Source organism: Pseudoalteromonas sp. S558, assembly GCF_005886635.1.
Classification (GTDB): domain Bacteria; phylum Pseudomonadota; class Gammaproteobacteria; order Enterobacterales; family Alteromonadaceae; genus Pseudoalteromonas; species Pseudoalteromonas aliena.
Genome location: NZ_PNDU01000085.1, coordinates 1 through 26,489, shown reverse-complemented (window position 1 = coordinate 26,489; position 26,489 = coordinate 1). Strand labels below are relative to the sequence as shown.

At 38.3% G+C, this 26,489-nt stretch carries 24 protein-coding genes and 1 pseudogene; 21 read left to right on the top strand and 4 right to left on the bottom strand.

Annotation, left to right across the window (positions count from 1 at the left end; genetic code table 11):
- Positions 1 to 432: 432 nt before the first annotated feature.
- Positions 433 to 2,802 (bottom strand): bifunctional diguanylate cyclase/phosphodiesterase, encoded by a 2,370-nt coding sequence (locus tag CWB66_RS06995; protein ID WP_138584806.1) that lies wholly within the window; start codon positions 2,800 to 2,802, stop codon positions 433 to 435.
- A 242-nt stretch (positions 2,803 to 3,044) separates the two neighbouring features.
- Between CWB66_RS06995 and pyrC the strand changes: the two genes are divergently transcribed.
- From pyrC to CWB66_RS06950, 9 genes are all read left to right on the top strand, one after another.
- Positions 3,045 to 4,097 carry a dihydroorotase gene (gene pyrC, locus CWB66_RS06990; protein ID WP_138584809.1) on the top strand — a complete coding sequence of 351 codons (1,053 nt, stop codon included), beginning with the start codon at positions 3,045 to 3,047 and terminating at the stop codon, positions 4,095 to 4,097.
- A 396-nt stretch (positions 4,098 to 4,493) separates the two neighbouring features.
- Positions 4,494 to 4,697, top strand: a complete 204-nt coding sequence (locus CWB66_RS06985; RefSeq protein WP_138584805.1) for a cold-shock protein — start codon at positions 4,494 to 4,496, stop codon at positions 4,695 to 4,697.
- A 1,045-nt stretch (positions 4,698 to 5,742) separates the two neighbouring features.
- Positions 5,743 to 6,513, top strand: coding sequence for a DUF3450 domain-containing protein (locus CWB66_RS06980; protein ID WP_138584804.1), 771 nt, complete (start codon positions 5,743 to 5,745; stop codon positions 6,511 to 6,513).
- Positions 6,514 to 6,519: 6 nt separating this feature from the next.
- Complete coding sequence (locus CWB66_RS06975) at positions 6,520 to 7,884, top strand: MotA/TolQ/ExbB proton channel family protein (RefSeq protein WP_077537657.1); 1,365 nt, start codon at positions 6,520 to 6,522, stop codon at positions 7,882 to 7,884.
- Entirely contained in the window at positions 7,884 to 8,408 is a 525-nt protein-coding gene (locus CWB66_RS06970) for a MotA/TolQ/ExbB proton channel family protein (RefSeq protein ID WP_077537658.1), read from the top strand. The genes CWB66_RS06975 and CWB66_RS06970 overlap by 1 nt, the downstream gene beginning before the upstream one ends.
- A gap of 14 nt (positions 8,409 to 8,422) precedes the next feature.
- Positions 8,423 to 8,827, top strand: coding sequence for an ExbD/TolR family protein (locus CWB66_RS06965; protein ID WP_077537659.1), 405 nt, complete (start codon positions 8,423 to 8,425; stop codon positions 8,825 to 8,827).
- Entirely contained in the window at positions 8,827 to 9,444 is a 618-nt protein-coding gene (locus tag CWB66_RS06960) for an energy transducer TonB (RefSeq protein ID WP_024590813.1), read from the top strand. Before CWB66_RS06965 ends, CWB66_RS06960 begins: the two co-directional genes overlap by 1 nt.
- An 11-nt stretch (positions 9,445 to 9,455) precedes the next feature.
- Positions 9,456 to 10,715 (top strand): tetratricopeptide repeat protein, encoded by a 1,260-nt coding sequence (locus CWB66_RS06955; protein ID WP_138584803.1) that lies wholly within the window; start codon positions 9,456 to 9,458, stop codon positions 10,713 to 10,715.
- Positions 10,716 to 10,776: 61 nt separating this feature from the next.
- Positions 10,777 to 11,820: a hypothetical protein gene (locus CWB66_RS06950; RefSeq protein WP_138584802.1), complete on the top strand. Its 1,044-nt coding sequence runs from the start codon at positions 10,777 to 10,779 to the stop codon at positions 11,818 to 11,820.
- Positions 11,821 to 11,837: 17 nt separating this feature from the next.
- Here the strand turns inward: CWB66_RS06950 and CWB66_RS06945 are convergent, their stop codons facing one another.
- Together CWB66_RS06945 and CWB66_RS06940 are read right to left on the bottom strand one after the other, a co-directional pair.
- Complete coding sequence (locus CWB66_RS06945) at positions 11,838 to 12,164, bottom strand: TraR/DksA C4-type zinc finger protein (RefSeq protein ID WP_138584801.1); 327 nt, start codon at positions 12,162 to 12,164, stop codon at positions 11,838 to 11,840.
- A 59-nt stretch (positions 12,165 to 12,223) separates the two neighbouring features.
- A complete protein-coding gene (locus CWB66_RS06940; protein WP_138584808.1) occupies positions 12,224 to 13,204 on the bottom strand; it encodes a tRNA-dihydrouridine synthase in 981 nt (326 codons plus the stop codon).
- A 226-nt stretch (positions 13,205 to 13,430) separates the two neighbouring features.
- Here CWB66_RS06940 and CWB66_RS06935 point away from each other — a divergent pair.
- From CWB66_RS06935 to adk, 12 genes and pseudogenes are all read left to right on the top strand, one after another.
- A pseudogene (locus CWB66_RS06935) lies at positions 13,431 to 13,709 on the top strand (HvfA family oxazolone/thioamide-modified RiPP metallophore); the annotation flags it as partial.
- Between the two features lie 73 nt (positions 13,710 to 13,782).
- A complete protein-coding gene (locus CWB66_RS06930; RefSeq protein ID WP_252371717.1) occupies positions 13,783 to 14,640 on the top strand; it encodes an HvfB family MNIO-type RiPP peptide maturase in 858 nt (285 codons plus the stop codon).
- A gap of 37 nt (positions 14,641 to 14,677) precedes the next feature.
- Positions 14,678 to 15,430, top strand: a complete 753-nt coding sequence (locus CWB66_RS06925) for an HvfC family RiPP maturation protein (protein ID WP_138584799.1) — start codon at positions 14,678 to 14,680, stop codon at positions 15,428 to 15,430.
- A gap of 72 nt (positions 15,431 to 15,502) precedes the next feature.
- Positions 15,503 to 15,625 carry a hypothetical protein gene (locus CWB66_RS22940; protein WP_002962301.1) on the top strand — a complete coding sequence of 41 codons (123 nt, stop codon included), beginning with the start codon at positions 15,503 to 15,505 and terminating at the stop codon, positions 15,623 to 15,625.
- 172 nt (positions 15,626 to 15,797) lie between these two features.
- Complete coding sequence (gene apt, locus CWB66_RS06920; protein ID WP_077537678.1) at positions 15,798 to 16,343, top strand: adenine phosphoribosyltransferase; 546 nt, start codon at positions 15,798 to 15,800, stop codon at positions 16,341 to 16,343.
- Positions 16,344 to 16,346: 3 nt separating this feature from the next.
- Positions 16,347 to 18,926 carry a DNA polymerase III subunit gamma/tau gene (gene dnaX / locus CWB66_RS06915; protein ID WP_138584798.1) on the top strand — a complete coding sequence of 860 codons (2,580 nt, stop codon included), beginning with the start codon at positions 16,347 to 16,349 and terminating at the stop codon, positions 18,924 to 18,926.
- A gap of 60 nt (positions 18,927 to 18,986) precedes the next feature.
- Positions 18,987 to 19,313 carry a YbaB/EbfC family nucleoid-associated protein gene (locus CWB66_RS06910; RefSeq protein ID WP_077539006.1) on the top strand — a complete coding sequence of 109 codons (327 nt, stop codon included), beginning with the start codon at positions 18,987 to 18,989 and terminating at the stop codon, positions 19,311 to 19,313.
- 7 nt (positions 19,314 to 19,320) lie between these two features.
- Positions 19,321 to 19,929, top strand: coding sequence for a recombination mediator RecR (gene recR / locus CWB66_RS06905; protein WP_077537680.1), 609 nt, complete (start codon positions 19,321 to 19,323; stop codon positions 19,927 to 19,929).
- A 131-nt stretch (positions 19,930 to 20,060) separates the two neighbouring features.
- On the top strand, positions 20,061 to 21,962 hold the full coding sequence (locus tag CWB66_RS06900) for an MFS transporter (RefSeq protein ID WP_138584797.1): 1,902 nt from the start codon (positions 20,061 to 20,063) through the stop codon (positions 21,960 to 21,962).
- A 4-nt stretch (positions 21,963 to 21,966) separates the two neighbouring features.
- A complete protein-coding gene (locus CWB66_RS06895; protein WP_138584796.1) occupies positions 21,967 to 22,704 on the top strand; it encodes an RluA family pseudouridine synthase in 738 nt (245 codons plus the stop codon).
- A gap of 118 nt (positions 22,705 to 22,822) precedes the next feature.
- The gene (htpG, locus tag CWB66_RS06890; protein ID WP_138584795.1) at positions 22,823 to 24,736 is read left to right on the top strand and encodes a molecular chaperone HtpG; all 1,914 of its coding nucleotides are present in this window, start codon (positions 22,823 to 22,825) and stop codon (positions 24,734 to 24,736) included.
- Positions 24,737 to 24,928: 192 nt separating this feature from the next.
- Complete coding sequence (gene adk, locus CWB66_RS06885; RefSeq protein WP_007584076.1) at positions 24,929 to 25,573, top strand: adenylate kinase; 645 nt, start codon at positions 24,929 to 24,931, stop codon at positions 25,571 to 25,573.
- A 74-nt stretch (positions 25,574 to 25,647) separates the two neighbouring features.
- Here the strand turns inward: adk and tpx are convergent, their stop codons facing one another.
- Positions 25,648 to 26,229: a thiol peroxidase gene (gene tpx / locus CWB66_RS06880; protein ID WP_138584794.1), complete on the bottom strand. Its 582-nt coding sequence runs from the start codon at positions 26,227 to 26,229 to the stop codon at positions 25,648 to 25,650.
- Positions 26,230 to 26,489: the final 260 nt, after the last annotated feature.

Below are 26,489 nucleotides of genomic sequence, written 5' to 3'. Positions count from 1 at the left end.
TAATTCATGTTTAATGTTGAAAATATATCTGTTATGGAATAGCTTGCTTTAATACCTTGTTCTAAATAAAAAATTTTTAACGACGTTATAGTGCAATTTAATTCGTTAAATTGATCAAAGATTTATGCAGGTTGGTATAACTTAGTTTTTAACTATCTAAACAACAATTTGAGTACCTGTCATTGCAACGATTACACAATTTTAGTACCACTCTTGTCGGTAAAAAATGTATCAAGTGAAAAACTAAAATAGTAAGTAACCTGCACTTCGATTAAAAGGTTTACTACCATAGTGAACCAAAATGATATTTAAACTTATTTTTCTCTAACCTTAGATTTTCAACGCAGTTAGCGCTGAAATAGCTGTTTGAGATAAATTTATTACCCAGAGTTTAGCTTAAGTAATACCGCCAGTGATTTACAAGCTGGCTTTTTATAGTGGCTTATCGATAAGTGCTATAGCTTCTTTTGCTGTGACAGGTTTAGATTTTAAAAAGCCTTGGCCAAAATCACATTGTGTTGTTTGTAATATAGCTAACTGCTCGGCAGTCTCAATTCCTTCAGCAACGACGGCAAGCTTTAACGATTGTGCCAGCGATAAAATGGCTTCTACTAAAGGATTGGTTGAATCTTGAAGGTGATCTATAAAGCTTTTATCTATTTTTAGAACATGAATAGGCAGTTGATGCAGGTAACCTAATGCGGAATAACCGGTCCCAAAATCATCTAAGCATAATCTTACTTTTAAAGGCGATAAACCTTCAATAATTTGAGTAGCTAGCGCTAAGTTTTCGATTAAGCCAGACTCTGTAATTTCTAAGCACAGAGAGCCTAAAGGAAGTTGATATTTATTGTATATAGCATGAATTTGCGCGACGAAATCAAGGCTTGCAAAATGACGAGATGATACGTTAACGGTAATTTTTAAAAAGCGATACCCTTGCTGATGCCAATCTGAAATGTGTTGCGCAGCTAAATCAAGTAGGTGTAAATCAAGATTTATAATTTGGCCAGTGGTTTCAGCGATCGGAATAAAGTCATTAGGTGAAACGAAGCCTTTATTGGGATGATGCCAGCGAACTAAAGCCTCAAAACCAACAATGTCACCAGTAGAGATAGTGAAGATAGATTGAAAATAAAGTTCAAACTCGTTGTGTTCAATTGCGTGTTGTAAGTCATTTTCTATATCTGCATGCGTTTTGAGTTTTTTTCGCATGGTATTATTAAAAAACTTAACTTGCCCACGGCCAGTCGATTTAGCTTCGTACATGGCTGCATCGGATTGTTGTAAGAGCACATAGGCTTCATCATCGACTTTATCACTATATGCGATACCGATACTGGTTGATGCTTGTAATAAATGCCCATCGACATTGAGCGGTTTTGAAAGAACGGTTTGGATGCGCTTTAGTGCTTCGTTGACTTGATTTTTATGGGTAATATTTTCCATGAAAATGGCAAATTCATCGCCGCCTAAACGTGCAAATGTATCAGTACTGCGTACCGTACTTTTGATCAACTCGCATATTTTAATTAAAAAATGATCACCGACTTCATGACCCAGTGAATCATTAATGCTCTTAAATCGGTCAAAATCCAAGTACATAAGTGCATGACAAGTTCCTTTTTTTGCTCTTGCTAGGCGTAATGTAGCGTGTTTTATTCTTTCTATTAATAATGACCTGTTGGCAAGCCCTGTAAGTTCATCATGTAGGGCACGGTGTTCAAGTTCTTGGCGAGTTAATTGTCTGTCAAGCGCCATACTGATTTGACGACTGACGTAAGTTAACAGCGCACCGTCGTGTTCGTTGTACTGTAAGTTACTATCATAGCTTTGAATAACAATAACACCACTGATCCGCTCGTTCGTTTTAAACTGAACCCCAAGCCAAGATTCAGATTGCCTGCCCACCATTTTAAAATGGCCTTGCTCAATGTGCTGCATATATTGTTGTTTATCTAGAAGCAGCGTCTGTTCATTTTGTAGTAAGTAATATGAAGCGGTGTCTTTTAATTGATTCTTTGCTATTTTTTGGTGGGTGTTGGTATGGATACCTTCTTCAACAATATAAACTATATCAAGAATGTCGATCTGTTTATCATAAAGCCCAATGAAAAAATTATCTGCTCGTAAAAGACCATTAATAATGTTGTGTAAGGACTCAAAAAAAACATTTAAATTACTGGCTTCGTAAGTCAAGTTAGCTATTTGTAAAAGGCTGTTTTCTAATTTTTGTGCGTCATTTAATTGGATGACTGTTTTTTGTAAGCTACTAACGGTATTGACTTGATTAATTTTAGCGCTGAGCAGGTGCGCAACAGTTGTTAATATTTCAAGGTGAGCATTTGTGAAATAATCTTTTATTGGGTGTTCACAGTCTATGACACCTAAAATACGCTCTTTGTATATAAGTGGTACGCATAGTTCTGATTGGGCAGGGCGCTCATCTGCTATATAACGGTTATCTGCACTTACATCACCGAGTATAATAGCTTCCCCATTTGTGGCTACAAAGCCTGTGATCCCTTCGTTAAAATTAATTGTTTTTCTTTGAGCTCGGTATTTATATCGTTCGTCATCGATACCCATAGAAGCAACTTGATTTAATGTACGCGTTGATTCATCCGCAAGATAAATAACACAGTCAACAAAACCGAGTCTATTTACCACTTCTGTGGTGACGCATTTAAACAACTCTTCAAGAGTATCAAGCTGCAACAAGCTTGATGAAAACTGGTTAATTATACTCAGTTGTTCAGTTTTAATTTCGAGCGCTTTATTTGTATCGATTTTGTTCGACATAGGCAATTAGTATTTTTCTTATTATGTGTTAATTCAGGAACTAATTTAACTTAATATTAACGATTCTACAAAATATAACGTTGAATGTTTTTTGGTGACTGTAAACCTTAGTTATTATTCCTCACTATATCTTGAATTATGGGAAAGAGGCTGGCCAGTTTAACTGATTATTTTTTAATAAAATCTTTACTCGAAAACATCAAATGCCTATGATCGGATAAATTCAGCCGTGGAACAAGATGATGACAAGTAATAACACAAGTTCAGTAACAACATTAACGATCACTCGCCCTGATGATTGGCATGTCCATTTACGTGATGGCGATCAGCTAGAGGATACCGTGCGCGATATTAGTCGCTATATGGGTCGCGCCATTGTTATGCCAAATTTAGTTCCACCGGCTACGTGTACTGATACTGCACTTTCATACAAAAAACGTATTATGGCAGTTAAGCCACAAGGTGATTTTGAGCCATTAATGGTGTTGTACCTCACGGATAAAACGACACCTGAAGAAATAAAAAAAGCAAAAGCAACTTCTCAGATAGTTGCAGCCAAGTTATATCCTGCAGGTGCGACAACTAACTCTGATTCGGGTGTTACGTCAGTTAAAAATATTTACCCAGTGTTAAAAGCAATGCAAGAAGTGGGTATGCTTTTATTAGTTCACGGTGAAGTAACCGATTCTTCTATCGATATTTTTGATCGTGAAAAAGTATTTTTAGAAACAGTTCTTGGAGATGTTGTAAGTGATTTTCCTGAACTTAAAATTGTTCTAGAACATATTACAACCAAAGATGCAGTAGAGTTTGTAATAAATGCACCTGCTAATGTTGCTGCAACAATCACAGCGCATCATTTACTTTATAACCGTAATCACATGCTAGCGGGTGGGATCCGTCCTCATTACTATTGTTTACCGATATTGAAACGAAATATTCATCAGCAAGCGTTGATGGCTGCAGCCATAAGTGGCAATAAAAAGTTTTTTTTAGGAACCGATTCAGCTCCGCATTATAAAGATAAAAAAGAGGCTGCTTGTGGTTGTGCTGGTGCATATACTGCCCATGCAGCGATTGAGCTCTATGCAGAGGCATTTGAAGACGCAAATGCATTAGACATGCTAGAAGGTTTTGCAAGTCACTTCGGCCCTGATTTTTATGAGTTACCAAGAAATACAGATACCATTACATTAGAAAAAAAACCGTGGAAAGTACCCGCGAGCTACTCTTTAGGTGGCGCTGAGGTTGTACCTATTAAAGCTGAAGATATAATTAATTGGTCAGTTAAATAATTAATCGCGGTCAAGGGCCACTTGACCAATGGTTTTTGAAAAAAAATAAAATAAGGCTATTTGTACTTTCATGATTAAATATTTCAATAATATTTAATCATGAAAGCGATTACTTTTGCTTGCATAATAGTCATTTAAATATGTTTCAAAGCAAGAACCTATTTATAATAAATATTTGTTCAATTAATAGAGCGAAAAGAAAAATAATGTGTTAATCTTATCTCGCTTTGAGTTTTTATGTATTGAATTTACGGATATTGTGCTGCGTTTAAGGTTACCGGTTAGGTTATTACTTGTTCCTGTACTGTACCTCCATATTTTTGAGCATGACTCAGGGAGGATATTGCCATAATTATGTGGCTGAATTTTAATTATTGACTTACAGGAAAATTTAGTATGTCGGTTTCTGGTAAAGTAAAGTTTTTCAACGAAGCTAAAGGCTTTGGTTTCATTGAACAAGAAAATGGTCCTGACGTGTTTGTACATTTCAGCGCAATCACTGGTTCTGGTTTTCGCACTCTTAGCGAAGGTCAAGCAGTGACATTCAGCATCAAGCAAGGTCAAAAAGGCCCTGAAGCTGAGAACGTAGAAGCAGCATAATTTATTATGTGAACCTTCGTTCATCTTGGTGAAACAGTCCTCTGTTTCACCATAATTTCCCTTCTTAATATTCCTTATTATCTGATTTTAAAGCCATTAAACATTTTTCAGTATACTTCTCTTATGCCTATAAAATCGTCTAACATTTTTTAGTAGCATTGCATTGTACTCAATTCAATATTTACAAAGTTACTCACAAAATCATCCGAGTAAGTAAAGTAAGATTTGAAATATAATAACTTTATTCTTACACGATCATTTTAGTGAATTAAGTAACTCGCCAGCTTGGTTGAAAATTGCTCATGATAGAACAACTATATATTGTAATTTTGTCTTGTTATTAACTATTCCTTTATATCTTTTTTATCAGATAGTTCATTATTTAGCCTAGGCTAAGTTTATTAACATACCTATTAAAAATATCCTTGGTACTTTTTAATAGGTGATTTTTAGAGATAGTAAAGCGAATTCACGTGCCAATATTTAGCCACTTGAGAGAGGTTTATTATTCAAGCTTGAGTTTATTTACTCATTGCATAATCTTAAAGCTGAGCTTCAGATTGAGTGCCGTTCTATAAATTGATAAAAAATATCAGAGTGGTGTCTTATTGCGCGACAGAGTGTTCTTTTTTTAAGATGAAATGTTTTAAATGAATAAAAAAGCGAATAAATTGCTTAAAAAATAACTTTTTTAATATACGCACATATTTATTTTTGTTTTTTTTCAGTTCAAATTCAGTTTTGTCTAAATGTTACATTTATGTTTTTTTTTATGAAGGTGGTTAGTATGAACATACTTGTTCAAAGGCTTTAGTCGCAATGTTAGTTAGGCTGTTGGTTATAATAATGTTAATATTTGAGTGTTAATACTTTAGTGCAACCTTGAGGTTGGATATTTATTTACGCTGATTGCTAAACATCAAGTTGACAGCGCTTATTGCATTTAGCATTATTGGAAGGTTGATATCTATTAAAAGATATCAGGGTTGTTCCCTCTGGGGATAATTAAATTATAAAAGTAACATTACTTAATTGGTTGGGAACTATGTCTGTTAAAATCAGAAAGAGTCTTGTAGCAACTGCGTTGGTTGGCGCATTTGCATTTGCAAGCAGCAATGTGATTGCAGATCCTTTGAATGACGTGCAAAAAGCAGGTCAACAAATTCAAAAGGCTGCTGTTAAGTCTCAAACTAAAATTGACAATGTATACGGTCAAACTCAAGAGCTAATCGCTGAGTACCGTGGTATTGTTGATGAGACTGAACTTATGAAAGTGTATAACGATCACGTGTCACGTTTGGTTGATAGCCAAAATGCATCGATTGAATCGTTTGATCGTCAAATAGCGACTATTGACGGCACTAAACAAAACGTTGTGCCTTTGATGTATCGCATGATCGATACGCTTGAGCAATTCATCAAAGCGGACGTTCCATTTAATCTAGAAACGCGTTTAGCACGTGTAGAAAGACTTCGTGAAATAATGGTTTCTGCGTCTGTAACGACGTCTGAAAAGTTCCGTCAAGTACTTGAAGCATACACAATTGAAACAGCATACAGCTCATTAGTTTCAGCTTCACAAGGTACACTGGAAGTTGATGGTAAAAGCATTAATGTTGATATTGGTCAACTAGGCCGTATCACTTACGTTGCTCAGTCTTTTGACTTGAAACATGCTTGGGTGTGGGATAACAACACGAAACAGTGGAAAGAATTAGGTGAAGAATACCTAAAACCTGTTAAAGAAGTGATTCGTATGGCGCGTAAGCAAGCGACATTAGAACTTGTTAAACTACCAATTTTTGGCGCGGAGTAATCAATAATGAAGAAACTATTTAAAGGTTTTGCTGTTGCAGCAGTACTAACTGTTTCTGCAGGTACCGCGCTTAATGCACATGCAAATACTGGAGCTCTAGATAAAATTCTTGAGCAAGTTAAGCAAGAGCGTATCTCTGAAGGTAAAATTAATAAGCAACGTGAGCAAGAGTTCTTATCAGAACGTGCTGACAAGCAAGCATTACTTAACAAAGCGAAAAGCCAACTTGCTTCAGAAAAAGCTCGTGGTGTTAGCCTTGCAAAGCAGTATGCACAAAATGAAAATACTTTAGCTGAAAAAGAGCAAGCTCTTCAAAGTGCTCAAGGTACTTTAGGTGAAATGTTTGGTGTTGTACGTCGTGCAGCTCAAGACGCTATTGGTTCTATTGAAGCATCACTAGTTAGTGCTGAGAAACCTGGCCGTGCTGAAATTTTACGTTCATTAGCTGCTGCTAAAGAGTTACCAACAGTTCGTGAATTAGAAGAACTTTGGATTTCACTTCAAACAGAAATGACTGAATCAGCTAAAGTTTCAACTTTTGAAACTGAAGTTGCTGGTCTTGACGGTAACCCGTCAATGAAGAAAGTAACGCGTATCGGTAACTTTAACTTAGTTACAGACGATGGTTACTTAATTTATTCACCAGAAACTAAGTCTATTCAGCCTCTAGGTAAACAGCCTGATAGCTATATTTTAGACGGTATCACAGCGCTTGAGAATACATCATCAGATAGCTACGCTGGTGTTTACATCGATCCGACTCGTGGTGCGATTTTACGTATCAATACTCAAAAAGCGACACTTATGGAATACTTCCATCAAGGTGGCGTAGTTGGTTATATCATCACAGCCTTATTAGGCTTAGGTATGCTAATTACTCTTATTCGCTTTGTTGACCTTACGCTTACTACAAGTAAGATTAAGAGCCAGCTTAAAAACGTTGCTACACCAAATACTAATAACCCACTGGGTCGTATTATTAAAGTGTACCATGACAATAAAAATCAAGATGTTGAAAACCTTGAGCTTAAACTTGATGAGGCTATTCTTCGTGAAACGCCACGCATCGAAGCTGGTATCAATATAATCAAGATCCTTGCTGCAATTGCACCGTTACTAGGCCTTCTAGGTACAGTAATTGGTATGATCTTGACGTTCCAAACGATTACATTGTTCGGTACGGGTGATCCGAAGATCATGGCAGGTAATATCTCTCTAGCACTTGTTACAACAGCGCTAGGTCTAATTGCTGCATTACCACTAATCCTACTTCACGCTTTAGTAGCTGGTCGTAGTAAGTCGGTACTACACATCCTCGATGAGCAAAGCGCGGGTATCGTTGCTACTCATGCGGAGAAGGAGAAAGCCTAATGCTAGTCCTGATGGAGATATGGGAATCTATCAGGGATTTTGTTGGCACAGGCGGCCAGGTTTTATACGTGGTCGCAATGGCACTCTTTCTTATGTGGGTTTTAATGATTGAGCGCTATTGGTTTCTACTTGCAGAGTTTCCTCGCACAGCGAAAGAAATTATAGCAAAGTGGGATGCCCGCCAAGACACTACGTCTTGGTACGCACATAGAATTCGTGAAGCATGGATTTCTGAAGCATCTGAAAAGTTAGATGCGCGTATGTTGTTGATTAAAACATTGGTAGCTGTTTGTCCTTTAATTGGCTTACTGGGTACTGTTACTGGCATGATTTCTGTTTTCGAAACTATGGCTAGTCAAGGTACTGGTAATGCACGTTTAATGGCATCAGGTATTTCAATGGCAACAATACCGACAATGGCTGGAATGGTTGCGGCGTTATCTGGAGTGTTTTTTAGTTCACGTCTTGAGACAAAAGCTAAAATGGTGAAAGCCAAACTTATAGATAGTATGCCTCATCACTAGAGAGAGAATTAAATATGGCACGTAAACAACGTTTTCGTGAAGAAGAAGATGCAGCGGTAGATATGACACCGATGCTTGACATCGTATTTATCATGCTTATTTTCTTTATCGTAACTACATCGTTCGTTAAAGAAGCTGGTATCGAGGTCAATAAACCAAAAGCAGCCCAAGCTACTAAGCAAAAAAATGCAAATATTTTTATTGCGATTCGTAGTAACGGCGAAATCTGGATAGATAAACAGCAAGTTGATGTTGAACGTATTTCAGCAAAGATCGAGAGTTTATTAGCAGAACAACCTACTGAAGTTGTGATTTTGCAGGCTGATAAAGAAGCAAAACACGGTGTAGTGGTTAAAGTTATGGACCAGATTAAAGCGACGGGTGATAACCTGAGAATTTCAATAGCTGGAGATCAGTAATGATTCGTTTTCTGTTTTCACTGATTGCAGGTGGGGCAGTTACTTTCGGCTTGTTCTACTTCATGGCATTTCTCATCTCTGGTGGGGCTGACCGTAATACGGAACAAAAAGAGCAGATCATAGTCGAAATAATGACGAATCCGCCTGAATCTAAGGTGCAGGAGAGGAAGCGTGTACCGCCTCCGCCTCCACCACCGCCAAAGCAGCCGCCTAAACCGCAGCCGCCACAGCCGGAAAATAATAACCCTAATCCGGGTGCTATGTCATTTAATATGGGTAGTATCGATATAGGTAGTTCAGCTGGTGGATTAAGTGGTCCTGGTGCATTTGGACGAGATGGTGATGCGACACCTATCGTTCGTATAGAACCAAAATATCCAACACAAGCAGCGCGCGATGGCAAAGAAGGTTGGGTACAACTTTCATTCACAATTGATGAGCTAGGTGGCGTGACTGACGTTGAAGTAATTGACGCCGATCCGAAACGTATCTTTGACCGTGAAGCTAAACGTGCACTGCGTAAATGGAAGTACCGTCCTAAAATTATTGACGGAAAACCACAGAAACAACCAGGTTTACAAGTTCAATTAGACTTTAAACTTAACCAAGGCAACTAAGGAGGCGAGTAATGAGAAATTTTTCTAAAGTAACTGCGCTTGCAATTCTTATGTCTGTGTCGGGTGCTACGTTAAGTGCATCTGTTTTAGCGGCGCCAGATTACGCAAAGATTGAAGAGCGTAAAAAAGCAAAAACTAAAATCATGGGCGAGCGTACTGGTAAAAAAGTAATTAAAGCGTTTGACTTGTACGGCGAAGAAAAAATAGATGAAGCAATTGTTTTGCTTAGTGAGATTGACGCATCTAATGACTTTGATAAAGCGACCGTAAATCGTTACTTAGGTAGCATGTACGCTCAAAAAGAAAAGTATGACGAAGCGATTAAATTTACTAAGTTAGCCGTTGCGCCTGATGTTTTAAACTTTGCTGATCAAGAGCAATCCCTTAAGTTGTTAGGCGATTTACTTATTGGTACTGAAAAGTACCAAGAAGCTAAAAAAGCATATTTAGCATGGATTGATTTTACAGGCGATGAAGATCCGAAAATTTATACGCGTATTGCGCAAGCTAACTACGAGTTAAAACAATTTCGAGATGTCTTTAGCCCAGCGGATAAAGCTATTTCTCTTCAAAAGGAGCCAAACAAGGCCCCTTACCAATTAAAGTTAGGTTCTTACTTTGAACTTAAAGACTATACAAACATGGTTAAAATTGGTGAAGAAATTGTTCGTGTATGGCCAGATGATAAAAAAGCTTGGGTTAGTTTAGGTAAGTATTACCTACAAACTGAAGATTATCAGAAAGGCTTAGCAACGATGGAAGTTGCATACAAGAACGGTTACTTCGAAAATGAAGTTGAGTATAAAGTTTTATCTAACTTTTATTCTTTAAATGAAATTCCTTTTAAAGCAGCGACTACGCTTGAAAAGGCCGTTAAAGAAGATAAAGTTAAACGTACTAAGCAAAACATCAGCGCGATAGCTAGTAACTATCATCGATCTAAAGATCTTGAAAAAGCTGCTAAGTATTACGAAGAAGCTGCTAAATTTGATGATGATGCTGAGTTTTATCGCAAAGCAGGTTCATTACTTTTGCAATCTGAAAAGTTTAGTGCCGCAATTGTTCGTTTAAACAAAGCCCTAGAATTAGGCTCTGATAAAAAGGGCACTATTTACTCAGATTTAGCTGAAGCGTACTACTATCAAGGTAAGTATAAGCAAGCTCATGCTGCTATTACAAAAGCAATGGACGACCCTCGCACACGTAAGTTTGCAAAAGGTTGGGCTACGTATATTAAAGATAAAGCCGCTCGCAACGGTGTTAAAATTTAACTTTAATTTGTTTTAGCAATTTTTAAAAAGCCCCTCTGGGGCTTTTTTTATTGGAGTTATTATGTATAAAACATTCTTTTTGTCATTACTATTGTGCTTACTTTTAGTTGCGTGCTCTAGGCAGGAGCCGGTCTATAACTCATTTGAAGAAGCGCAAAGCGCTTTAAAAGATTTGAACACTTCACTGGTGCGAACTAATGCTTTAAATAGTGAAAAAGTGACTAACGAGCAATTCGTTTTTTCGGATGCTTACCTCAATAAACGTCACACTATCTATCAAAGTTTGATGGACATGCAGCTTAAATCAAACCAAATTGCACAGGTTAATTATCTCGTAATTGCGGAGCGCTTTCCCGCACGTTACTTTCCCTGGCCAGCTCAAGTTAATGTATTAACAAATATGCTTAAGCAGGATAGCTCAGATAAAGGGTCAGACAAAATTGTCACTTGGCTTAAACTAAATCAAAGCACATTAAACAACGCTAAACAAAGCAATTTAAAGTTAAACAAAGTAGAGCTACAGCTTCTGCAAAACTATGTATTGAGTGTGATTGATAGTCATGGCGCTCAACCCGCTCTTAAAAGTCATATAAGGACTTTTAGTGATTATTTGGCTAGTTACAAGCCTCGAGGTAGTGTGGGTTTGAGGGGATTACCTAACGGAACTGAGTGGTACCAAAGTAAACTAAACTATTTTAGTGGCGAAGTTCATTCACCGCTTGAGTGGGTCACTCTTGTTAATGAACAAATAAAGCAGTTAAGCAGTGTTGCGTTCGAACATACATTATCAGCTTCTCATCAAACATCATTTTTAGTCCAGTATTTGTCAGATGAGCAGCCAATTGAGGGGCTTGATTGGCAATCTGCCTATCGCGATTTACCTGCGATGGCGCGTGCAATGAGTATGTCTAAAATAGATAAAACACTGATGCTTGCAATGATGGAAACAGATATCGGTATTCACTATCATGCTTGGACTTTACCACAAGCTAAAGTTAATTTAATGAAGCGTCTAGAACTAGCACAAAACGATGCTCAATATTTGGTAGAGGATATAATACTCTACCCTGGGCAATCATTTAGTTTTATACAAAAACTAATGTAATCAATTTTGCAGTGCGCCTATTGCGCGCACTTATTGCATCTTTGGGCTGCAGGATCCTGTTCAAGTAATACCGCTGATATCCTTTCTTCACAGTCGCAACAGTACCCATATTGACCAATCTCTATTTGACTTACTGCCGCTTCAAGTTTAGTCATGCGACTAATTAAAAGCGCGTACTCAGGCCCTAGTTTTTCTGCTGCACAGTCAAGCCATTCATTACTAGCTGTTTTATTTAAAACAAGCATTAAATTTTTATGTACGGGATAGGTTGATTTAGCAAGCATAGCTAGTATGTTGGATTTTACTTGCGCTATTTCATTGTTTAGCATTTTTTGATGATGCATTATCAGTACAACCTTTTAAATTAGCTTTACGTAATACTGATATTATCGAATAGGTTTACCTAAGCGTTTTGATTTGAATCAAGTTGCGGTGCTTTGGCGTATTTATTTAATACGCTTGCCACATCCTCTTTACTTTTTAAACGCCTGATTTCATCAAATAGATCGATGGCTTGTGGGTATTGGCGTTTTAGGTAACCAAGCCATTGTTTGGTACGAGATGCGAAATATTTTTCATCTTTTGCAGGGTCTTGATGAATAGCAGAGTGGATCAAATGATAAATAATATGTTCCCACTGAAGGCCATCGTATTGTTCGTTATTTACATGTGCTTTAATTTTTCTTGCCAAATCTGGGTGCGAAAGGGCGCCGCGGCCAAGCATCAGATCGCTACAACCACTTCGCTTTTGGCAAAGCATTGCGTCTTCAACCTGCCAAATTTCACCATTGGCAACAACGGCAATATTTTTATCATTGATTATTGGTGGAATTTTTTCCCAATAAGCAGGCGGATTGTAACCATCGCGTTTAGTACGAGCATGTATCGCAATGCTGTTTGCTCCGGCACTCACGACTGCATCAACAATTTCTTGGCTGTTGCTGTCGTCATCAAATCCTAAGCGAATTTTTGCACTTACTTCATGCTCATCATCTACTGCATCTCGGACCGCTTTAATAATGGTGTACATATGGTCGGGATCTTTGAGTAGCACAGCACCGCCTCGACTACGATTAACTGTTTTTGCAGGGCAACCAAAGTTAAGATCGACGCCATGAGACCCTAAAGTAATTGCCTTCACCGCATTTTCGGCTAGAGGGTTTGCTTCTTGGCCAAGTAATTGAATGCGAACAGGTGTTCCAGCTCGGGTAAAGCCATTATTATGTAGTTCAGGACAATAGCGGTGAAAAACTTTGTCAGGCAAGCAGGTTTCAACCACTCTTACAAACTCGGTAACACACAAATCGAATCCGCCAATGTCAGTGAGTAATTGACGCATTTTAAAATCAACAACACCTTCCATAGGCGCTAAAACAAGTTTCATAAGGTGATTAATTTTGAGAAAAACCGGACGCATAGTTTACCTGTAAATCACACATTGATAAATCTGTAATTACCAACCATATTTAATGTGGTGATTGCAAAAGTAAAAATTTTTGAAAAGAAATGAAAGTTTTTATTCTTGTGCGGGTCTACTTAAGCATACAAGCAATTTAAAAATACATTTTTATTGCTGAGATTTACAATCCTTGATTAAAGAGAGTCATAAAATGAATACAGTTAAAAAAAATACAATCGCGTTAACTTTAGGTGCAGTAGTTGTTGGCTCTGCAAGTTTTGTATCTGCTGATGTACAAGCTAACCCATTTGAGTTTCAACAACTGGTGACAGGCTACCAACTAGATGCTGCTGAAGGTAAGTGCGGTGAAGGTAAATGTGGCGGCGACGCAAAAGGTAAAAAAGAAGGCAAATGCGGCGAAGGTAAATGCGGTGGCGACGCTAAAAAAACTAAAAAAGAAGGTAAGTGCGGCGAAGGTAAGTGTGGTGGCCGTTAATATCTTATTCTAAATAAGTTATCCTAAAAGGGCCTTAAGGCCCTTTTTTGTTAAGTTAGAGGTAGTTATGACACAAACTAAAAATACAGCACTTGGAATGGTGGGGCTTGGCCTTCGACGAGAAATGCTTGATGAACTGCTTGAACACGTACCTAAGCAAGTCAATTTTTTAGAAGTTGCGCCAGAGAATTGGCTAAAACTAGGCGGGCGCTTTAAAAAACAATTTAAAATATTAACTGATGCAAATAATTTCGTATGTCATGGATTGTCACTGTCTATTGGCTCACCCGAGCCACTGGATGTTGAATTTGTTAAATCTTTAAAAGTTTTTTTTAAAGAGCACAATATAAAAATTTTTAGTGAGCATTTAAGTTACTGCTCTGGAACGGGTCATATGTATGATTTAATGCCTATTCCGTTTACACAAGATGCAATAGCACATGTTGTCCCTCGTATAAAACAAGTACAAGATATACTTGAGCAACAAATTGCGATAGAAAATGTTTCTTACTATGGCGCTCCTGGGCAGCAATTATCAGAGCTTGAATTTACGAATACCATTCTAGAACAAGCTGACTGTAAGCTTTTACTAGACGTTAACAATATTTATGTGAATTCGATTAATCATGGCTATAACGCACAAGCGTTTTTAACGGGCTTACCTTCTGAACGTATTGCTTACGGACACGTTGCAGGGCATTACAATGAGGCCGATGACTTAATCGTTGATACACATGGCGCAGATGTAGTTGATCCTGTTTGGGAATTACTTGATAAAGCGTACGAAGTACATGGCGTATTTCCAACCTTGCTTGAACGTGATTTTAATATTCCTACTATGAATGTGTTGGTTAAAGAGTTAGATATAATTCATAAGCTGCAAGCTAAATACCTTAATTTAACTGTTTCAAAACAACGAGCTTAATATAAGCCTTTATAAACATTGAAAAGAGTGCCTGACTATGAGCTTTATTGAAATACAAAACGAATTTATGGCGCATATTCGCGAACCTAAAAAAAATAACAAGCCCAGTGATATTGAAGATAGACGCATGGCTATTTACCGCGATCTGTTTTTTAATAATATTGAAGGCTTTGTTTCATCAGGTTTTCCAGTATTAAAAACCTTATATACCAATACACAATGGCAGGCCCTCGTACGCCAGTTTTTTAGTGAGTATGATTGTCACTCGCCGTACTTTTTAGATATAGCAGGGGAGTTTATAAATTACTTATCAAGTGATTATAAAATGAAAAAACACGACCCCGTGTTTATGCTAGAACTTGCACATTACGAATGGGTAGAGCTTGATGTATCTATCGCACACGAAGATGAGCAAGCGCTAAAATTACAAAAAACAGCAATAACCTCCTCTGCTTTATATTTATCGGGGCTGGCAAGGAATTTAAGTTATCAATTTCCAGTTCAAAATATCAGCAATCACTTTAAACCAGAAGCGCCATCAGCGCAGCCTAATTATTTTGTTGTATATAGAGATGAAGATGATGATGTACAATTTTTAGCAACAAATGCGATGACGGCTTTGTTACTGTCAATTATAGAGGCAAGTGATGGCGCGACATTTAACGACGTTTGCCAACAGGTATTAGCTCACGCACCACAATTTAATGCAGAACAAATTGCTCAAGGTGCATTAGTTACCCTCAATGCAATGGTTGAACGCGGTGTCATTGTGACAAAAAATCAAGATTAAGGTCTTTATTGATAATTTTACATCGTTTATTATGGCGGCCTTATTTGCCGTGCTTAATAAAAGGTTGTACCAATGTCAGATGATAAAGACTTTAAAGATCCGTTCAATGCTACTTATTTTCTAGCATTTTTAGCTGTATTTGCAGGGATTGGTTGTTTAAATGCAATTTTAGGTTGGATCACTAGCTTAACTTAAAATACATAGCGTTAATTAAGGCTGTTATTTACTGCAGCCTTGAACCACTTTTATTAATCTTTCCCTCTGAGCTCTTAAAACCTCTTTTATAATAACGCCAAACTCGCAATTAAAGGTTAGTTAAGGTTATAATCACCTGCTTTGTAATATAAACCATTGAGCAGTTAAAATTATGACTCAAGTAACACCAGCAATTATCAAAAACAGCATCACTACAATTGCTGATTATCCAAAAGCGGGCATTATGTTTCGCGATGTAACCACTTTAATGGCTAATCCAGAAGCCTTTAAAGCCACTATTGACGCTTTTATCGCTGAATATAAAGATCAAGGTTTTACTAAAATAATTGGCACAGAATCACGAGGCTTTATTTTTGGTGCACCGTTATCTTACGCGCTAGGCATTCCTTTTATTCCTGTACGTAAACCAGGTAAATTACCACGTGAAGTTATTCGTCAAGACTACTTGCTAGAATACGGTGAAGATACGTTAGAGCTTCATGTCGATGCGATTGTACCTGGCGATAAAGTATTATTAGTGGATGACTTGTTAGCAACAGGTGGCACAATCGAAGCCACAGCTAAATTAGTTCAAAAACTAGGTGGCGAAGCGACAGATGCTGCATTTGTTGTATCACTACCAGAACTGGGTGGCGAGCAACGCATCAAAAAAATGGGTATTAAAATCCTAAAATTGGTTGAATTCGAAGGCGAGTAATCGATGAGTTATCAGGTTCTAGCGAGAAAATGGCGTCCTCAAACCTTTCATGAATTGGTTGGGCAGTCTCATGTTAAGCAAGCGCTTGTAAATGCGCTTACACAAAATAGACTGCATCACGCTTATTTATTCACTGGAACCCGCGGTGTAGGTAAAACCACCATTGCACGTATTTTTGCGAAAAGCTTAAATTGCGATGAAGGTATATCTGCAAATCCATGTGGCCAATGTAGCAGCTGCTTAGATATAGAAGCAGGACGTTACATTGACTTACTCGAAATAGATGCAGCTTCTCGTACCAAAGTAGAAGACACCCGCGAAATACTTGATAACGTTCAATATGCGCCAACGCGTGGACGTTATAAAGTATACCTGATCGATGAAGTTCACATGCTCTCAAAGCACAGCTTTAATGCGCTTTTAAAAACGCTTGAAGAGCCACCAGAGCATGTGAAATTTTTATTAGCGACGACCGATCCACAAAAATTACCTGTCACTATTTTATCTCGCTGTTTGCAATTTAACTTAAATGCGTTATCGCAAAGTGAAATTAAAACACAGCTTGAACACGTACTTACTCAAGAACAGCTCAGCTATGATAATGATGCACTTAGTATTATTGCAAAAGCCGCTGACGGCAGTATGCGTGATGCACTGAGCTTAACCGATCAAGCGATTGCGCAAACAAATGGTGATATTAACAATCAAGCAGTACAAACAATGCTTGGTTTGATGGATACACATTACAGCCAAAGCTTATTAGCTGCATTACTTGCCCAAGATGGCACCGCTTTAATGAGCGAAATTGCACATGTCGCGAGCAGAAATCCAAATTATATTGCCTTACTTGATGATTTAATTGCGCTAACACATTTAACTCAACTCACTCAATTAGTGCCACATGCAGCTGAGCTTGATGAAACGAATGCTGATTACATAACGCACGTTGCGCAGCACACAAGCCCACAACAAATACAAATTTATTACCAATTACTTTTAAATGGTAAAAAAGATTTACAATGGGCACCAGAACCTCGTTTAGGTTTTGAAATGCTTATGCTGAGGTTGCTTGCATTTGAGCCAGTTGCTGCAAACAATCAAGCGCCAACGGCTGACCCAGTACAAAACAAACCAAGTAAAGCGAATGCGTTACGCGATATATTAAATAAAAATAAACCAGCGCAAAGTAATACACAGCCTGTTTTGCAAGATCAAAATACTGCCCTAGTCAGTAATACCGAACAACATAAAACGGTTGAACCTGAAAAACAGCCACAAGCGAACACCAAACTGGCTACTGGTAATGTAGTTGATAACCAGATACGAGTCTCAGATCCGAATAAGTCAGCGCCACTTCAAACTGATTCAATGCATAGTGAACACGTAGATCAACAAGTGCCGGGTCATTCGGCTGAAGTAATCACTGACGTTCAAACACAACGTCAAAGTGAAGATGAAGCGTACATGCAACACAGTGATGTAGAGCAAACGTTAGCGGCGCAGTTTGATGATGTAATGAGCAGTGCGGTTGATCAAGGGTTTAATCCACAAAACACGATCCCTGATAATCAACATAGTCATTTGCCAGAGCACTCAACAGATATTGAGCAAAACAATCCTGAGCCGCAATCAGACTTACAAAACCAGCAGCAACAAGATGAGAATGCTTCGATTGTTGAACGTGAGGCAAAAGCGCAATCGGCTATTGCGCGCATATTGCGTGATCGTAATATATCAGGCTCAGGAAAGCTTTCTGGGACAAACTTAAATACGGCAAAGGCTAGTTCATCAAACGTATCTAACAGCACTGGTACTAGCAGTAATCATAATGTTGGTGAAGCATCAAAAGATAAAAATACAGTGGCTCAGACAAATGAGCAGTTAAATAACGCGGTATCAATAACGACTGATTCAGTATCTGCACAGTCAGACAATCCGCCGCCTTGGGCTACTGATACAGCAGGTGAGAATGAAAAAAAGTCACAGCTCCTAGTAACAGGGAGCCACATACCGGCTGATAATCAAGGTGTTGCAAAGCCTGAAAAGATAGACTTCAAAACTAAGCATCAAACAATTACTGAAAACTTAGCGCCAGAGCTGCTTGAGCAAATAAACCCTCAAAAGGCACCTGAAGTTGCACCAGAAGAAGTAAGTATTCCAGTACCTGACGATTTTCATAGCCCAATTAGTGAAATTAGATTTGCGCATCAACAAGATGAGTGGGCCTATTTAATAAAACGTATGGGGTTGGGCGGTCGAATGCGCCAATTTGCGTTGCATTCAATCTTTACCAAGCAAGGTAATAGTTTACATATAGACGTTGATGAATCACAAAAGCATTTAGATACACCTATGCTTCGCCAACGACTAGATGCGGCACTGTCGAGTATTTATGAGCATAACGTTTCATTAAGTATTAATTTTGCTAAAGGGGTGATCGACTCTCCTTATCTTATCCAGCAAAAAATTGATGCAGGTCGTCATCAACAAGCAATCGATGTGATCACATCGGATGAAAACATAGTACAATTTCAGCAGGTATTTAGCGCCGAAATTGATGAAAATAGTATTCAGGCATTGTAATTACTTACAATCGCCCTTATGTTCATGTTAATTAATGTATTAAAAGAAAGAGAGAAAGCTATGTTTAAAGGTGGAATGGGCAACATGATGAAGCAGGCGCAGCAAATGCAAGATCGCATGCAAAAAGCCCAAGAAGAAATTGCCACACTAGAAGTTGTTGGTGAAGCAGGTGCTGGTCTAGTTAAAGTAACTATGCTTGGTAATCACAATGTTCGTCGTGTTCAGCTTGATGAGAGCTTAATGGAAGACGACAAAGACATGATTGAAGACTTACTTGCTGCTGCGTGTAACGATGCTGTCCGCCGTGTTGCAGAAGAAACACAAGAGCGCATGGGTAAAGTAACTGGCGGTATGCAATTACCACCAGGTATGAAAATGCCGTTTTAATTAAATAATGCAACTTTCAGATAGTTTAAATCAGCTTATTGAGGCATTGCGCTGCCAACCAGGCATTGGCCCAAAGTCAGCGCAACGTATTGCTTTTCACTTGCTAGAGCGCGACCGAAAAGGGGGCACTCAGCTTGGTAATGCATTGACTAAAGCAATGACAGCCGTAGGGCATTGTCAGTCTTGTCGTACTTTTTGCGAACAAGCTCAATGCGATATTTGTTTAAGCACAAAGCGTCAAGACAGCGGGATATTATGCGTTGTTGAATCGCCTACGGATGTGCTTGCCATCGAGCAAACGGGCCAATATTTGGGCTTGTACTTTGTACTAATGGGTCATTTGTCGCCCATAGATGGCATAGGTCCTAAAGAAATTGGCTTAGACGTTTTAGAGCAAAAACTTGCTCAGAGCGGTATTAATGAGGTGATTTTAGCGACTAACCCTACCGTTGAAGGTGAAACTACAGCGCATTATATTGCGCAGCTTTGCCATAAGTATAAAGTAGGTGCTTCGCGAATTGCTCATGGTATTCCTGTGGGAGGTGAGCTTGATTTAGTGGACGGCAGAACACTGATGCATGCTTTTAGCGGCAGGCGTGCTGTTACTCAAGACTAACTCAAAGTTACTATTTGAAACATATTATAAAAGCCTACATGATTAAATTATGTAGGCTTTTTTGTTTTTAAGGTAAGCTTAGAAGCAGTGTAATATGTTTTGAGCTATATCTCTAATTAGTAAGGAATACAATGAAGAATAATCAATCCTATCAAAGCGGATTACTGAGTAGTAAGCGTTTTTTACCGCTTTTTATTACGCAGTTTTTCTCAGCGATAAACGATAATGTGTATAAGCAATCGGTGCTTATTTTATTGATATTTCAGGCCGCAACGCTTGTAGATGGGGCATTATATTCAAATATTGCTGCGGGGCTATTTATTCTACCTTTCTTTTTATTTTCAGGGATGGCAGGACAGCTCGCAGAAAAAACAGAAAAGTCTAAGCTCATTAGAATCGTAAAGTTGTGTGAAATTCCTATTATGATTGTAGGTGCTGTCTCAATTTTAACGCAATACGTGTGGCTTATGTTAGCCACAGTATTTTTAATGGGTGTGCAAAGTACGTTTTTTGGGCCATTAAAATACTCTATTTTACCTCAGCACGTTGCACCTAGCGAATTAACAAAAGCGAATGCCTTGGTTGAGTCGGGCACGTTTGTAGCAATACTGATCGGTACAATTTTTGGCACCTACTACATTACTCAATCGCTAGGTCCTACGGCTATAAGTATTGCGGTATTAGTGCTGGCTGTTATGGGTTATGTAAGCAGTCGTTTTATACCCGTTAGTGAGGCGAACGAGCCAAACTTAAAATTTACCTATAATATATTTTCATCCACAAAAAACGTATTTACAGCACTTAATTCGCAAACAGAATCGGTTGGTAAGTCAGTGCTTGGGATCAGTTGGTTTTGGTTAATTGGCGCCATCATTTTAACGTCCCTACCAAATTATGTAAAACATGTAATGGGCGGCGATGAATTGGTGGTAACCAGTGCACTGGTTGTATTTTCATTGAGTATTGCTATTGGTTCATTACTGTGTGAAAAGTTATCTCGCTCTCGTATTGAGCTAGGCATTGTGCCCTTTGGCGCTATTTTAATTACCTTGTTTTTATATTTACTAAGCCAAGAGCCCGCTATCAGTACCTATACACCTCAACATACTGAATTATTAACGCTCGCACAGGTATTAAAAACAGGCGATATGGTGTGGCATTTCATATGGATGGCAGGCATAGGCATTGGCGCCGGTTTTTACACTGTACCGCTATATGCGCTTATTCAACAACGGACTGAAGAAGCGAGTCGATCACGAGTTATAGCGGCTAACAATGTATTAAATGCCTTGTTTATGGTGGGCAGTGCTGTTTTAAGTATTGTCACGTTGTCTGTTTTTCAGTGGAGTATTTCAGAGCTATTGCTGTTACTTGCGGGGCTAAATTTACTTATTTCTGTTTATATTTATACCAAAGTACCTGAATTCTTTTTACGCTTTGTTATTTATATTTTGGCCATTTGTATGTACCGCGTAAGAACAAAAGGCGAAGCTAACATTCCCAAGGAAGGTGCCGCTGTTATTGTGTGCAACCACGTCAGTTTTGTTGATTGGATGTTTATTTTGGCAGCGTCACCAAGGCCTATTCGGTTTATGGTATTTGCGCCTATTTATTATTCGCCAGCTCTACATTGGTTATTTAAAATGGCTAAAGCTATTCCCATTGATAGTGAAAAAACGAACCCAGAGGCGTTTAAAAAAGCGTTTGATGAAGTGGCTTCTGCGCTTGAAAAAGGCGAGCTTGTTGGTATTTTCCCCGAAGGGAAGCTGACTAGTGACGGCTCAATCGATATTTTCCGTCGTGGAATAGAGCGTATTATTGCACGCTCTCCTGTGCCCGTTGTCCCTGTGCATTTAGGGGGCTTGTGGGGAAGTATGTTTAGCCGTAAAGCTAAGTGGCAATTACCACGATTAAAATGGTCTTTGGTGTCGGTTGCAGTAGGTACCTCGATTGCTGCAGATGAGGTAGTAGCAGACGATTTACGTGAGCAAGTATTGGCTTTAAAAGCGCTTCATTCAAAAGATATTGACTAATTTAATGCTGAACTTAAAAATGGGATCAACATCGCAAACACCTTCAGAACCACACATTGTTGTTGATGATTTTGTAGCGCCTAAATGCGCTGGGTTTATTGAAATATTATATCAAGATGACGATATTTTACTGATCAATAAACCCAGTGGGTTATTGAGTTTGTCGGGCAAAAATCCGCTTAATTGGGATTCAGTGCATTATCGTTTAGTGAATGGTCAAAAAGGGTTAACAGCCGCTTTTGCTGAGGCTAAGTTACCGCATCGGTTAGATTTGGGTACATCGGGCATTATGATTGTTGGATTAAACGCCGAAGCATCAAAGCATCTTAATAAACAGTTTCAGGCACGCACTATTCAAAAGCGTTATGTAGCTATGCTAGAGGGTAGCTTGACTGTTAGTGAGGGACAAATAACTGCGCCAATAGCAAAAGATAGGCTGCTTTTTCCGCGAGTTAAAATTTGCCAAGCAACAGGTAAAACAGCAATAAGTGAATATAAAGTGCTTGAAAGACTCAAGCACCCGTGCAGAACCTTAGTGCAATTCACGCCCGTTACTGGACGTACCCATCAATTGAGAATACACAGCCAGTTTATAGGTCATCCTATTTTAGGCTGTGATTTATATAAAAGTGCGCAAAGTGAACACATGGCAGGGCGCTTACAATTACATGCCAGCGATTTATATTTTGAGCACCCAACAAGCGGTGAAAAAATACATATTAATTGTCCGCATCCGTTTTAAATAATTTTACTGTTCTTTGTTTTCGTTTTACCTTTTTTAAATTTTTCCCTTGAAGTTCTAACACCTCACCCCATATTAAGTGCATAACGCAGACACTTTGCAAATTGGAGATATATAAATGACTACAGCACAAAAAGAAACATTAGGCTTTCAAACAGAAGTAAAACAATTATTAAACTTAATGATTCACTCTCTTTATTCTAATAAAGAAATCTTTTTACGTGAGCTTGTGTCAAATTCATCAGACGCAGCAGACAAGTTACGCTTTTTAGCGCTATCTCAGGGCGATCTTTATCAAGGTGACGCTGATTTACGTGTGCGTATTAGCGCAAATAAAGAAGCAAATACAATTACCATCTCTGATAATGGTATTGGTATGACACGCGATGAAGTAATTAGCTCATTGGGTACTATTGCAAAGTCGGGTACTGCTGAGTTTTTCAAAAACTTAACAGGGGATCAAAGTAAAGATTCACAGTTGATTGGCCAATTTGGTGTTGGTTTTTACTCAGCATTTATAGTTGCCGATTTAGTAACTGTTCGTACACGTAAAGCGGGTGAAACAACGGCGTATGAGTGGGAATCTCAAGGTGAAGGCGAATACACACTTCAAGAAATTGAAAAAGAAGGCCGTGGTACTGACATTATTTTACATCTTCGTGATGAAGAAAAAGAATTTGCTGACGATTACCGCTTACGTGGCATTGTTACTAAATACTCAGACCACATTTCAACACCTGTACAAATGTTTAAAGCAGAAGTACCAGAGTCTGAAGGCGAAGACGGCGAAAAAATTCCATCAGTACCAGGTGAGTGGGAAAGCATTAACCGTGCAACGGCATTGTGGACGCGTGATAAGTCAGAGCTTTCTGATGAAGAATACAAAGAGTTTTACAAGCACGTAAGCCACGACTGGGAAGATCCACTTAGCTGGGCACATAATAAGGTTGAAGGTAAAACTGAATACACCAGCCTTTTATACATCCCTAAAAAAGCACCTTTCGATTTATGGAACCGTGAGCGTCAAAGTGGTTTAAAACTTTACGTACAACGTGTATTTGTAATGGATGATGCTGAGCAGTTTATGCCAAGCTACCTTCGCTTTGTAAAAGGTTTACTAGATTCAAACGACTTACCGCTAAACGTATCGCGTGAAATTCTACAAGACAACAAAGTAACGCAAGCTATTCGTAAAGGGTGTACATCGCGCATTATTAAAATGCTTGAGCGTATGGCTAAAAACAAAGCTGACGATTACCAAGTATTTTGGAATGAGTTTGGCCAAGTAATGAAAGAAGGCCCAGCTGAAGATGCGGCAAATAAAGAAGCCGTATGTAAGCTACTACGTTTTTCGTCTACTCATACTGATTCAGAAACGCAAGATGTGTCGCTTGAGCAATATGTTGAGCGCATGAACGAAGGCCAAGACAAAATTTACTATGTAGTAGCTGATACATTTACTTCTGCGAAAAATTCTCCTCATTTAGAGATTTTCCGCAAAAAAGGCATTGAAGTATTACTACTAAGTGACCGTGTTGATGAGTGGATGATGAGCCACTTAACTGAATTTTCTGATAAGCAACTACAGTCAATTACACGTGGTGACCTAGATTTAGGTAAACTTGACGACGAAGAAACTAAAAAAGCACAAGAAGAATCTGAAAAAGAGATGGCTGGGCTTGTTGAACGTATTAAAACAGCACTTGGTGATGATGTTAAAGAAGTGCGCTTTACGCACCGTTTAACCGATTCTCCAGCATGTGTTGTAAGCGATGACAACGACATGAGTTCACAAATGCAAAAGCTAATGGAGTCTGTGGGCCAAGCAGCACCAGAAGCAAAACCTGTGTTTGAGCTAAATCCAGATCACCAACTTGTTAAGCATTTAAATGACGAACAAGACGAAGATAAGTTTGCACAGTGGTCACATGTTTTATTAGACCAAGCATTACTTGCAGAGCGCGGTACACTTAAAGATCCAACTGGGTTTGTGACTCGCTTAAACAAACTGATGCTAGAACTAAGCAAGTAGTCAGTTAACTATTTATTTAGTTAATAAAAGTATAAATTATATACTTTAAATAAAAGGGAACGTATGTTCCCTTTTTTAATGCGCTGTAAATACATCAACAACTCATCAATTAGTATAAGTTACTTGAGTATCGGCGGCGCTTGTGGAAGAATTCAGGCTTTAAAATAAATATCCATACTAGGGGACAATAATATGCGCATTATTCTTTTGGGCGCGCCGGGTGCAGGTAAAGGTACTCAAGCTCAGTTTTTAATGGACAAATACGGTATTCCACAAATCTCTACTGGCGATATGTTACGTGCAGCAATTAAAGAAGGCACACCATTAGGCTTAGAAGCAAAAAAAGTGATGGATGCTGGTCAACTAATTTCTGACGATATTATTATTGGTTTAGTAAAAGAGCGTATTACTAAAGCTGATTGTGAGAAAGGCTTTTTACTTGATGGCTTCCCACGCACAATTCCTCAAGCCGATGCAATGAAAGAAAATGGCGTAGTGGTTGATCACGTTATTGAATTTGACGTAGCTGATGAAGTGATTGTTGAACGTATGGGCGGACGTCGTGTTCACCCTGGTTCTGGTCGTGTTTACCACATTGTTTATAATCCACCAAAAGTGGAAGGTAAAGACAACGAAACTGGGGATGACTTAATTGTTCGTGCTGACGATACTGAAGAAACAGTACGTAAACGTTTAGGTATTTACCACGAACAAACGATGCCATTAGTTGATTATTACCAAGCAGAAGCGGCTGCTGGTAACACGCAATACCATAAACTAGATGGTACACAAGCTGTTGAAGCGGTTAGTTCACAACTTGGTGAGCTTTTAGGTTAGATTTAAAAGCATAATAAAAAACCGCCAATTGGCGGTTTTTTGTTTTAAAGCTATTTAGCATTGCTTAATCGGCATTACAGCGTTTTAAGTTTTTCGAGTACGCTATTGTACTCAGGTTCAGTTGAAAGACTGCTAACCAATTGTTTATAAATGATGTTATGACTTCTATCTAAAATAAGTACAGAGCGTGTTAATAACCCCATATCTTTGATAATCAATCCGTATTTTTGGCCGAAATCGCGCCAAACAGAATCAGATAGTGCTGTTATTTTATCTATGTTTTCTGTTTTACAAAATCGCTTTTGCGCAAAAGGTAAATCTGCACTAATAGTTAACATAGCAACGGCTGGAAATTGCGCGGCTACTTTTTCGTTAAAATGTTTTGTTTGCAGGCTACAAATGCCGGTATCAAGGCTTGGCACCACACTAATTAAAATAGCTTGGTCTTTATAATCGTCGAGTGTTACAGGGGTGAAATTTCCATCCACTACTTTAAAATTAGGTGCTGTGTCGCCAACAGACACACCTTTACCAAGTAATGTGACAGGTTTACCTTGGGCAGATACCTTTCCCGCATCTAGTTTGTTTTCTAATATAGGGGTTGCATTTGTGAAGGAGCTAAAAATACTAAGGATAAAAAATAATGCACGAAACATAGGTAATTCTCTTTTAAATTAACCAAATAAACTACAGTGTATTATACTGCTAATTGCTAACCAAGGAATTATATACTGGTAAAACATTTAAACTGAAATAAAATTAAAATGTTTTAATTGCAAGGTAATACCAAACTGCATAAATCTTTGATCAATTTAACGAATTAAATTGCACTGTAACGTCGTTAAAAATTTTTTATTTAGAACAACTAGAGGCAAAAATTTTTGCCTAGTTCTAGCGTAATTTTCTTAACTTTAAT